This is a genomic window from Agrobacterium sp. O3.4, from assembly GCF_041414895.1.
In the GTDB taxonomy this organism is placed as follows: Bacteria; Pseudomonadota; Alphaproteobacteria; order Rhizobiales; family Rhizobiaceae; genus Agrobacterium; species Agrobacterium cucumeris.
Genome location: NZ_JALPZP010000007.1, coordinates 224223 through 234501, shown reverse-complemented (window position 1 = coordinate 234501; position 10279 = coordinate 224223). Strand labels below are relative to the sequence as shown.

Sequence of the window (10279 nt, the reverse complement as noted above, 5' to 3'; positions counted from 1 at the left end):
TGAACAGGCCCGCAAAGCTGACATTGGCCGGGTTGAGGAGATTGTAGTTCTGGAACGAGAACCACAGCGTCATCGCCAGGGGCACGATCATCCATACCAGCAATAACAGCACCGATGGCGCAAGCATAACCCGCGCCAGACCGCTCGTGTTTCGAGTTGCCATTAGTCGTCCTCCCTCACGGATACAGTTATGAGTTTGAGCGGGACTTCAGATGAATACCGCTCGCAATTCCCCCATTTCGCTCCGGCGGCCTCTGCCGCAGGGGCATCCGGATTCATGATTGCCGTCAGTGACGGCCTTCGCCCGTCGCCGCGTGATAGGTCGCCAGAACCTGATCCACAGCCGCGATCAAAATCTCTTCCGCGTCTTCGCCCGCAACTGTTGCGAGCGGTAATTCGCCGAGATACTGGCGCAGCAGGGTTTCGGGAATTGTCTTCCCATCCAGCGCCTTATGCAAGGCGGAAACGGCCTGCAACGCTTCCGGCCGCGTCCAGTAATAACGGATGCGGTCGCTGTAACTATAGTGGCGCTGCAATCGCAGCGTGATGTCATCGCCATGGTAATGGCCCTGCCAGTCGCCCGGCGCGCTCAACATCAGTTTTTCCATGGTCCGCGCCAGCGGCCGGTCGCCGTAGGTGCCGACCATTTCGGATGCGATCATATCAAGCGCATAAAGCGCTTCCCGGTAAGCGAAGGTGAGGCCCGGACCGACTTTGAGGATCGGATATCCGTCGCGCACCAGTGCGGCAAGGGCAGGCTCGGTCTGGTAATCGGTGGAATGGGCCTCGAACACCAGCTGCGGTTCGCCATCCAGAACGGCGCTCAGCGCCTCTGCGGCCTGCGGATCGTAAGCGACGACATTGTCGCTGCCGAATTCCACGCCCGGCTGCACGACGAAAGCGATGACCCGTTCGAAGGCTTGTGAAAGACCGTGCTGCGCGAATATCTCGCGGTGAAGGTCGATGGTGTTGCGCGCCGCCTGCGGCTGCGTTGGCGCAACCGTGTCGAGCACATGGTCGGCACCGCCAGGCACTGGCACTTCGGTGCCGAGAATATACAGCGGTTTGGGCAGGCCGGCATCGGTGGCCGCTTTTTCGGCAACGGCGGCAAGTTTGGCCGCGCGGTTGGCGATGGTGACGTCATCCAGCGCCGCCGGCTCACCGGCGCAGCCCATCGATGCATCAAGGTGAATCTTGCGAAAACCCGATGCCACATAGGCCTCGACCATGGCGGCGGCTTTTGTCAGCGCCTCTTCGGCCTTCTCCCTGCGCCAGGGGTTGGGGCCGAGATGATCGCCGCCGAAAATCAGGAGTTCGCCGGGCAGTCCTTCTTCCGCCGCGATTTTGTTGACGAAGGCAACGAAATCACGCGGTGTCATGCCGGTATAACCACCGAGATGGTTGACCTGGTTGCAGGTCGCCTCGATCAGCACGGCTGTCTTGCTGGCTGCGGCGCGGCGGATCGCGGCGCGCAGGACGACGGGGTGGGCCGAACAGACGGACGTGATGCCCGCGGGTTTGCCGGCGCGGCGGGCGGCGGCGAGATTTTCCAGAATGGCGGTCATAGGACTTCCTCCGACAATTGCGCGGCCATGAAGGCATCGAGTTCGGCAAGGCTGGCAGCGCCCTCCATCGGGCCGCGCTTTATGACGTTGTGGGCACCCGATGCATTGGCGTAAGCGAGTGCTTTTGCCGGGTGCATGCCGAGGCGGCGGCAGGTGAGGTAGGTTGCGCCGAAACAGTCGCCGGCACCGGTCGGGTCGATTTCCGCCACCTTCAGGCCGGGGGCGTCGATGCGCCCATGGGCGCGGCTGAAATGGCTTGCGCCCTTCGCGCCGCGTTTCAGCACGATTTCGCCGACACCGGAGGCGAGCAGCTTTTCTATCGCCGCTGCCTCATCATCCAGACCGGAGGCGGCCTGAAGTTCTTCGCCTGACGGCAGCAGGAGATCGGTGACGGCAAGCAGATCGTCGATCAGCCTGCGGCCTTCGTCACCCTGCGCCAGTTCCTTGCGGATGTTCGGATCGAAAGACACCGAACCGCCACGTGCCCTGACATGTCTGATCGCCGCCAGAATGATGTCGCCAATGCCGGCAATCGCGAAGGCCGATCCCATGACGTGCACATGGCCGGCTTTTTCGATGAGTGCCTGCGCTTCATCGGTCATCTGCGTTTCGCTGGCCGCCGAATGGGCGATGTTGAAAACGAAGTCGCGCGCGCCGTTCTCGCGATAGCGCACGAAGGCGCTGCCGGTCGGGCGATCTGGAATAGTGGCGATTGCCGAGACATCGACGCCGTCGCGGCGCAGCCTTTCGACATTGAGGCGGCCGAAATCGTCGTCACCGACTGCGGCAATGATGCCGGCGGTTCCGCCGCACCGCGCCACCTGATCGATGAAGATGGCCGGTGCGCCGCTCGGGAAAGGGCCGATCAGCGTTTGCGGCTCGAGAAAGCCGTTTCCCACCGTCGTCGCCATGATCTCCACGAGGATTTCGCCGGCCGTGATGGTCGGGCCCTGGGTCTGCGGCGCCAGTGTAGATGCCTGCCTCATCGTCTCCTCCATAAGCATGTGCTGCCGTCCTGCCGGGCAGGTGCATTTCCGGTCTGTTGTTTTCTCGGATATCAGTTAAAGTTTACGCGCGTCAATATATTAATGGATGAAATATCTGCTGCAATGCAGCAAGGGAAATGCTCGAAATAATAAATTATTAAGTGAATATACCGGTGTAAACAAGGATTTATGCGGGTTTCGGGCGGTTCGGTTGCGCGATGATTTATTTTTGGATGTTGACAATGGATGCAATTTCGCGAGATAAAAAATTTACGCATGTATTGTTATGCGTGGACATCCGTAAAGGAGGAGCGGGTATCATGAGCAAATTCATTGGAATTCTGTCGTCGTCTGTGGTTGGGGCCGGGCTTCTGGCCGGGCTGGCGCAGGCGGAAGAGATCAACATCGCCACCGTCAACAATGGCGACATGATCATCATGCAGAAGCTTTCCAGCGCCTGGGAGAAGGAAACAGGCAACAAGATCAACTGGATCGTGCTGGAAGAGAATGTTCTGCGCGAACGCGTCACCACCGACATCGCCACCAATGGCGGCCAGTTCGACATCATGACCATTGGCGGTTACGAAGCGCCGATCTGGGGCAAGCAGGGCTGGCTGGCGCCGGTCGATGATCTCGGCGACGATTATGATTACGCCGATCTGCTCGACCCGATCAAAAAGGGCCTGACGGTTGACGGCAAGCTTTACGCCGTGCCGTTCTACACCGAAAGCTCGTTCACGCTTTACCGCAAGGATCTGTTCGACGCCGCAGGCCTGAAAATGCCCGACAATCCGACCTACGATCAGATCAAGGATTTCGCCGCCAAGCTGACCGACAAGTCGAAACAGCAATATGGCATATGCCTGCGTGGCAAGCCGGGCTGGGGCGAAAACATGGCCTTCCTCGGCACCATGATCAATACCTATGGCGGCCGCTGGTTCGACATGGACTGGAAACCGCAGCTGACGAGCGAGCCCTGGAAAAAGGCGATTGCGGATTACGTGGCGCTGATGACCTCCTACGGTCCGCCCGGTGCGGCCGCCAACGGCTTCAACGAAAACCAGACGCTGTTTTCATCCGGCCGTTGCGCCATGTGGATCGACGCCACCTCGGCGGCGGGCCGCGTTTATGACCCCAAGCAGAGCCAGGTTGCCGACAAGACCGCCTTTACGCGTGCTCCGGTCGAGGCAACGCCCAACGGTTCGAGCTGGTCGTGGTCCTGGAACCTTGCAATTCCAAACAGCACGAAGAAGCTTGAAACCGCCAAGTCCTTCGTCAAATGGGCGACTTCGAAGTCCTATGTGAAGACGGTTGGTGAAAGCGAAGGCTGGGTGGCCGTGCCGCCGGGCACGCGCAAATCCACCTATGAGCTGCCGGAATACAAGAAGGCTGCGCCTTTCGCGGATACGGTGCTGAAGGCGATCATGTCTGCCGATCCGTCCAAGCCGACCAAGGATCCGGTGCCCTATACCGGCGTGCAGTTCGTCGCCATACCGGAATTCCAGGCCATCGGTACGGTTGTCGGCCAGCAGATCGCGGCAGCCCTTTCCGGCCAGCAGACCGTCGATGCGGCGCTCGAAGGCGCGCAGAAACAGGTCGAACGTGACATGACCCGCGCGGGCTACATCAAGTAGCCGCGTCCTCCCGGCGTGCCGCCCGTTTGCCTTCTGGTGGCGGGCGGCATGGGTGGGGATTGAGGGCCAGTTCTTCCCTCATTCCTGTGCCTGTCACAGGAATCCAGTCAGCCCAAGTCTTTGGGCTGGAAGGACTTTCTCGCCGCGTGAGAGCCGCGTCGGCTGGATTCCTGTGACAAGCACAGGAATGAGGGGAGTGAGGAAAAGCATCGAACAACAAACGAGCATGGCCAATTGACCCGCCATGCATCACGGAGATCGACATGAGATTGAACAACAAGGTTGCGCTGATCACCGGCGCTGCCCGCGGTATCGGCCTTGGTTTTGCGCAGGCTTTCGCCGATGAGGGCGCAAAGGTCATCATCGCCGATATCGATATTGCCCGCGCCACGGCGTCTGCCGCCGCCATCGGTCCTTCGGCAAAGGCGGTGCGGCTGGATGTTACCGACCTCGCTCAGATCGATGCGGTGGTGAAGGCGGTGGATGAGGAGTTCGGCGGCATCGATATTCTCGTCAACAATGCCGCGATCTTCGATATGGCGCCGATCAACGGCATTACCGAAGAGAGCTATGAGCGGGTGTTCGACATCAATCTCAAGGGGCCGCTGTTCATGATGAAGGCTGTCTCCAATGTCATGATCGAGCGCGCGCGCGGCGGCAAGATCATCAATATGGCAAGCCAGGCCGGCCGGCGCGGCGAGGCGCTGGTGACGCTTTATTGCGCCTCCAAGGCGGCGATCATTTCCGCCACGCAGTCGGCGGCGCTGGCGCTCGTCAAGCACGGCATCAATGTCAACGCCATTGCGCCCGGCGTCGTGGATGGCGAGCATTGGGAAGTGGTCGATGCGCATTTCGCAAAGTGGGAAGGCTTGAAGCCCGGCGAGAAGAAGGCGGCGGTGGCCAAATCCGTGCCGATCGGCCGTTTCGCCACGCCTGACGATATCAAGGGGCTGGCGGTTTTCCTCGCCTCCGCCGACAGCGATTATATTCTCGCCCAGACATACAATGTCGACGGCGGCAACTGGATGAGCTGAAAAGCCGGAGATGACCATGCATGCCATTCAATTCGTCGAGAAGGGACGCGCCGTGCTGGCGGAACTCCCTGTCGCCGATCTGCCGCCGGGTCACGCGCTCGTGCGGGTCAAGGCTTCGGGGCTTTGCCACACCGATATAGACGTGCTGCATGCGCGTTATGGTGACGGTGCGTTTCCCGTTATCCCCGGCCATGAATATGCCGGTGAAGTTGCAGCCGTGGCTTCCGATGTGACAGGCTTCAGGGCCGGTGACCGTGTGGCCGTCGATCCCAATCTGCCCTGCGGCACCTGCGCCAGCTGCAGGAAGGGGCTGACCAACCTTTGCAGCACGCTGAAGGCCTATGGCGTTTCCCACAATGGCGGCTTTGCCGAATTCAGTGTGGTGCGCGCGGATCACCTGCACGGCATCGGTTCGATGCCCTATCATGTCGCGGCACTGGCCGAACCACTCGCCTGCGTCGTCAACGGCATGCAGAGCGCTGGCATCAGTGAGAATGGTGTGGTGCCGGAGAGTGCGCTGGTGTTCGGCGCCGGTCCCATCGGCCTGCTGCTTGCCCTGTCGCTGAAAGCCCGCGGCATTGCAGCGGTGACGATGGCCGATATCAATGAAAGCAGACTGGCCTTTGCAGAAAGCCTCGGACTCAAGGTGGCGGTTTCCGGCTCGGAAGCGCTCTTGCGGCAGCAGAAGTCTTTCGATTTTGTGGCCGATGCGACGGGTATTGCCGCCGTTGCCGAAGCGATGATCCCGCTGGTCGCGGATGGCGGCACCGCGCTGTTTTTCGGCGTCTGCGCGCCGGATGCCCGCATTTCGGTGGCGCCTTTCGAAATCTTCCGGCGTCAGCTGAAGCTTGTCGGCTCCCATTCGCTGAACCGCAACATACCGCAGGCGCTTGCCATTCTGGAGACGGATGGCGATGTCATGGCGCGGCTGGTGTCGCACCGGCTGCCGCTTTCGGAAATGCTGCCATTTTTTACGAAAAAACCGTCTGATCCGGCGACGATGAAAGTGCAGTTTGCGGCCGAATGATCGTTTGGCCGTTGATAACCATTCGACCGGCTTTTCGTGCGAAGGCCGGTCGATATAGAGTACCACATGTAATATTTCATGGGGGCAAGCACTTTGGCCAAATCTATCAGGACGATGGAAGAATTTTCGGAATTCGTCGGCCTTTCCCGCCCGACTGTTTCGAAATACTTCAATGATCCGGCCTCGGTCCGCAAGAAGACGCGGGACACTATCGAGGATGCGCTGAAGAAATCGGGCTTCCGGCCGAATATCTTCGCCGTCAACCTCAACCGCCGCCGTTCCAATATCATCGGCATCATCATTCCGAACTCCACCGATCCGTTCTACATGGCGCTGACGAGCCGCATCGAACTCATCGCCAATGAGGCGGGGTTCCTTGCCTTCGTGCTGTCTTCGGATGGCAAGGCGGAAATCGAGGACCGGGCGATCCGCACCTTCAAGTCGATGAATGTGGCGGGCGCCATCATCGCGCCGCTCGGCGTCAAGTCCCATCGCGCCACGCTGGAGCAGCTCGCGGCCAGCATTCCGATCGTTTATGTCGATTCGCCGCTGGATGAGACCTCGGCCTTTGTCGGAACGGATAACCGCCAGAGTGTCGGGCTGATGGTGGATTATCTCTGCCGTTCGGGTGAACCGCCCTGTTTCTTCGATATGCCGCAGGTCAATACCAACGCTGCGACACGCCGCACGGCCTATGAGGAGGCGATGCAGCGTCTGGGCTTCGAGCCGCATGTCATCGATGTTCCCGGCATCGTCACCTGGGATTTCGAACGTTTCGCCTTTGATGAAGCGAGCAGGCTGCTGGATGGGGCAGGGCATTTGCCATCGCGCACCATTTTATGCGCCAATGACCGTATCGCCTTCGGCGTCATCGCCGCCGCCTTCCAGAAGGGCATCAAGGTTGGCCATGGCGCTGATTACGATCTCAGGGTTGCCGGCCATGACGACCATCCGCTGTCGCGTTATGCCTGCCCGCCGATTACCACGGTGGCGCAGAATTATAACGAGATCGGCAGGCTGTCGATCGAGCTTCTGCTGCAGAAGCTGGATGATGAGACGGATGACACGACGCGGATGCGTGAACGCATCCTGCTCAGCGCCGATCTGATGCTGCGCAAATCGGCCTGATGCTTGTTAGATAAACTAAACGAAAAATCTGATTTTCTAAATAGAACTAATATCTGAACGCTCCTACTCTGATCTCAAGGTTGCTTTGGGAGGCGACCGCGAGAGCCGGCGCAAGTGTGTGCCGGGATCCGGGAGGAACGCAGAAACGTCATGTGGCCAGCGCCGCGAGGGGTGAACCTTCGCAGCCTCGGTATCGCATGGCCTTCGCCGGGCAGACTGGACACTCTCGCCAGCAATTTCCCCAGCGAAGGATGTCAAAACATGAATCTCTATTCTCTTCTGTCAGCGCGTGCAGCCGGCGGCAAACCTGTCCGGGTCGGTCTCATCGGTGCCGGCAAGTTCGGCTCCATGGTGTTGGCGCAGGCGCAGCGTATCGCCGGTTTCCACATGGTCGCCGTCGCAGACCTCAATGTCGGCAAGGCAAGGGAATCGTTTGACCGCGTCGGCTGGCCGAAGGAGCGTTACGACGCGGCGAGCTGCGCCGATGCGCTGAAGAGCGGCAAGACCTATGTGACCGACGATGTGAACGAGCTTTTCGCCTGCGGCGAGATCGAATGCGTGATCGAAGCGACCGGCCATCCGCTGGCCGGCGCGCGCCATGCCCTGGGCGCCATCGAGCACAACAAGCACGTCGTCATGGTCAATGTCGAAGCCGATGTCATGGTCGGGCCGATCCTTGCTGAGAAGGCCCGGGCCAAGGGCCTGATCTATTCCATGGCTTACGGCGACCAGCCGGCGCTGATCTGCGAGCTGGTGGACTGGGCGCGCGCCACCGGCTTCGAGGTCGTTTCCGCCGGCAAGGGCATGAATTTCGAGCCGCGTTACCGTTATTCGACGCCGGACACGGTCTGGGGTTATTTCGGCTGGACGGACGAGGAAGTAGCTAGGGGCGACTTCAATCCGAAAATGTACAATTCCTTCACCGACGGCACCAAGGCGGCCATCGAAATGGCGGCCGTCGCCAACGGCACGGGGCTGGATTGCCCGGATGACGGTCTGGCCTTCCCACCGGCCGGCCTGCACGATCTCGCCCGCGTCTTCCGCCCCGCTGCCGATGGCGGCCGTATGTCGCGCTCCGGCCTGGTCGATATTGCCGCGAGCCAGGAGCCGGACGGACGCGAGGTGTTCAACAACATTCGCTACGGCGTTTTCGTCACCTTCAAGGCGCATAATGAATATGCCCGCGCCTGCTTCAAGCAATATGGCCTGCTGACCGATCCCTCCGGCTGGTACGCCTCCATGTGGCGCCCCTTCCACATCATCGGGCTGGAAACCTCGATCAGCGTGCTTTCCGCCGTGCTGCGCAATGAAGCGACCGGTTGCTCCAGGGAGTTCCGCGGCGATGCGGTGGCGACCGCGAAGAAGGACATGCAGCCCGGCGAGATGCTCGACGGCGAGGGCGGTTACGCGGTCTGGGCGAACGCCATTCCGGCCACCCGCAGCCTCGACATCAAGGCACTGCCGATCGGCCTTGCCCACAATGTCAAGCTGAAGCGCGCCATCAAGAAAGACCAGATCGTCAGCTTCGACGATGTGGAGCTGGTCAATGATCTCGATGTGGTGAAGCTGCGCCAGGACATGGAAAACCAGTTCCGTCCGCAAAAGGACGCCGCGGCGTAATGGACGGGAGAGAGGACATGTCGAAGGGAGCTTTCGTGGTGATCGCAGAATTCCGGGTGAAGCCCGACGCGATGGACGCCTTTCTCGATGCGGCGCGCGATGACGCCAGGCATTCGGTTCAGGATGAACCGGGCTGCCGGCAATTCGATGTGGTGCGGCCGGAAACCGGAAACAACGTGGTGTTCTACGAGGTCTATGACGACAGGCAGGCTTTCGACGACCATCTGAAGACACCCCATCTCGACCGGTTTCGGGAAGCATTTCCCGCCCTCATCGAAGAAGAACTGCCGGTGCGTTTCCTGAACCGGCAATGGCTCTGAAGGATGGAAACGATGGCTGACATTCGCCGGATCGCCGTTATCGGAACGGGTATCATGGGCGCCCCCATGGCGGGGCGTCTGGCGGAGGCCGGGTTTTCCGTCAAAGCCTGGAATCGCAGCGCTGAAAAAGCTGCGGTTCTGGCGGCAAAGGGCGTGCAGCCGGCGGCCAAGGCTGCCGAAGCTGCGGCCGAAGCCGATGTCGTCATCTGCATGCTGAGTTCCGGGTCGGTCTGCAACGAGGTTCTGTTCGGTGCCTCGGGTGTCGTTTCCACCATGAAGCCCGGTGCTATTCTGCTGGTGATGAGTTCCATCCCGGTCGACAGCGCACGGGAACAGGCGGAGGCGGCAAAGGCTTATGGCGTCGCTTATGTCGACGCACCGGTTTCCGGCGGTGAAAAGGGGGCGATAGAGGGAACGCTCGCCATCATGGCCGGCGGTGAACAGCGGGATGTGGATGCATTGCGGCCACTCCTCAATTGCCTTGGCCGCGTCACCCATGTCGGGCCGGTGGGCTGCGGCTCATTGGCCAAGCTTGCCAACCAGCTGATCGTCGCCTCGACAATCTGCGCCGTTGCCGAGGCTTTGACGCTGGTTGAAGCGGGGGGAGCCGACCCGGCGCAGGTGCGTCAGGCTTTGCTTGGCGGTTTTGCCGACTCCACCGTCTTCCGCCAGCACGGCAAACGCATGGTGGAGGGCGATTTCCGCCCCGGCGGCCCGGCGAAATACCAGGTGAAGGATACGTCCACGGCATTGGCTTTCGCCGAAAGCCGTGGCCTGAAATTACCGGTCGGCGAGGAGGTTGACCGGCTGTTCCGCTCCATGGTCGAGCATGGCGCGGGTGAGCTTGATCACAGCGGTGTGATCCTTGAGATTAAGCGCATGAATGCGTTCGGAGGAACGCTCGAAACTGTCCAGAGCATTTCCAGTAAAAGTGCGTAGCGGTTTTACGTCCGGATAATGCGCTA

Annotated in this window: 9 protein-coding genes and 1 pseudogene; 7 read left to right on the top strand and 3 right to left on the bottom strand. The window is 60.5% G+C overall.

Features of this window, described 5'->3' with window-relative positions; translation table 11 throughout:
- The 3 genes and pseudogenes from M0412_RS23590 to M0412_RS23580 form a co-directional block, all read right to left on the bottom strand.
- Nucleotides 1-163 (bottom strand): annotated as a pseudogene (locus M0412_RS23590) (sugar ABC transporter permease); the annotation flags it as partial.
- 124 nt (nucleotides 164-287) lie between these two features.
- Nucleotides 288-1565 (bottom strand): D-tagatose-bisphosphate aldolase, class II, non-catalytic subunit, encoded by a 1278-nt coding sequence (locus M0412_RS23585; protein WP_269702666.1) that lies wholly within the window; start codon nucleotides 1563-1565, stop codon nucleotides 288-290.
- Nucleotides 1562-2569 (bottom strand): sugar kinase, encoded by a 1008-nt coding sequence (locus M0412_RS23580; protein ID WP_269702667.1) that lies wholly within the window; start codon nucleotides 2567-2569, stop codon nucleotides 1562-1564. The genes M0412_RS23585 and M0412_RS23580 overlap by 4 nt, the downstream gene beginning before the upstream one ends.
- Before the next feature lie 302 nt (nucleotides 2570-2871).
- On the opposite strand from M0412_RS23580, the gene M0412_RS23575 reads away from it, so the two are divergent.
- From M0412_RS23575 to M0412_RS23545, 7 genes are all read left to right on the top strand, one after another.
- Nucleotides 2872-4185, top strand: a complete 1314-nt coding sequence (locus M0412_RS23575) for a sugar ABC transporter substrate-binding protein (RefSeq protein WP_269702669.1) — start codon at nucleotides 2872-2874, stop codon at nucleotides 4183-4185.
- A gap of 263 nt (nucleotides 4186-4448) precedes the next feature.
- Nucleotides 4449-5219, top strand: coding sequence for a galactitol 2-dehydrogenase (locus M0412_RS23570; RefSeq protein ID WP_065116549.1), 771 nt, complete (start codon nucleotides 4449-4451; stop codon nucleotides 5217-5219).
- Nucleotides 5220-5235: 16 nt separating this feature from the next.
- The gene (locus M0412_RS23565) at nucleotides 5236-6246 is read left to right on the top strand and encodes a D-altritol 5-dehydrogenase (RefSeq protein ID WP_269702671.1); all 1011 of its coding nucleotides are present in this window, start codon (nucleotides 5236-5238) and stop codon (nucleotides 6244-6246) included.
- 114 nt (nucleotides 6247-6360) lie between these two features.
- Nucleotides 6361-7374, top strand: a complete 1014-nt coding sequence (locus tag M0412_RS23560) for a LacI family DNA-binding transcriptional regulator (protein ID WP_127757551.1) — start codon at nucleotides 6361-6363, stop codon at nucleotides 7372-7374.
- Nucleotides 7375-7635: 261 nt separating this feature from the next.
- Nucleotides 7636-8994, top strand: coding sequence for an NAD(P)H-dependent oxidoreductase (locus M0412_RS23555; protein ID WP_269702673.1), 1359 nt, complete (start codon nucleotides 7636-7638; stop codon nucleotides 8992-8994).
- Between the two features lie 17 nt (nucleotides 8995-9011).
- On the top strand, nucleotides 9012-9314 hold the full coding sequence (locus M0412_RS23550; RefSeq protein WP_127757480.1) for a putative quinol monooxygenase: 303 nt from the start codon (nucleotides 9012-9014) through the stop codon (nucleotides 9312-9314).
- A 12-nt stretch (nucleotides 9315-9326) separates the two neighbouring features.
- Nucleotides 9327-10253, top strand: coding sequence for an NAD(P)-dependent oxidoreductase (locus tag M0412_RS23545; protein ID WP_269702677.1), 927 nt, complete (start codon nucleotides 9327-9329; stop codon nucleotides 10251-10253).
- Nucleotides 10254-10279: the final 26 nt, after the last annotated feature.

What these genes read in the sequence shown, in the direction of transcription:
- M0412_RS23560 (WP_127757551.1), top strand. Translation starts at nt 6,361, where the DNA reads ATGGAAGAATTTTCGGAATTCGTCGGCCTTTCCCGCCCGACTGTTTCG.
- M0412_RS23555 (WP_269702673.1), top strand. Translation starts at nt 7,636, where the DNA reads ATGAATCTCTATTCTCTTCTGTCAGCGCGTGCAGCCGGCGGCAAACCT.
- M0412_RS23565 (WP_269702671.1), top strand. Translation starts at nt 5,236, where the DNA reads ATGCATGCCATTCAATTCGTCGAGAAGGGACGCGCCGTGCTGGCGGAA.
- M0412_RS23580 (WP_269702667.1), bottom strand. Translation starts at nt 2,569, where the DNA reads ATGCTTATGGAGGAGACGATGAGGCAGGCATCTACACTGGCGCCGCAG.
- M0412_RS23570 (WP_065116549.1), top strand. Translation starts at nt 4,449, where the DNA reads ATGAGATTGAACAACAAGGTTGCGCTGATCACCGGCGCTGCCCGCGGT.
- M0412_RS23575 (WP_269702669.1), top strand. Translation starts at nt 2,872, where the DNA reads ATGAGCAAATTCATTGGAATTCTGTCGTCGTCTGTGGTTGGGGCCGGG.
- M0412_RS23545 (WP_269702677.1), top strand. Translation starts at nt 9,327, where the DNA reads ATGGCTGACATTCGCCGGATCGCCGTTATCGGAACGGGTATCATGGGC.
- M0412_RS23585 (WP_269702666.1), bottom strand. Translation starts at nt 1,565, where the DNA reads ATGACCGCCATTCTGGAAAATCTCGCCGCCGCCCGCCGCGCCGGCAAA.
- M0412_RS23550 (WP_127757480.1), top strand. Translation starts at nt 9,012, where the DNA reads ATGTCGAAGGGAGCTTTCGTGGTGATCGCAGAATTCCGGGTGAAGCCC.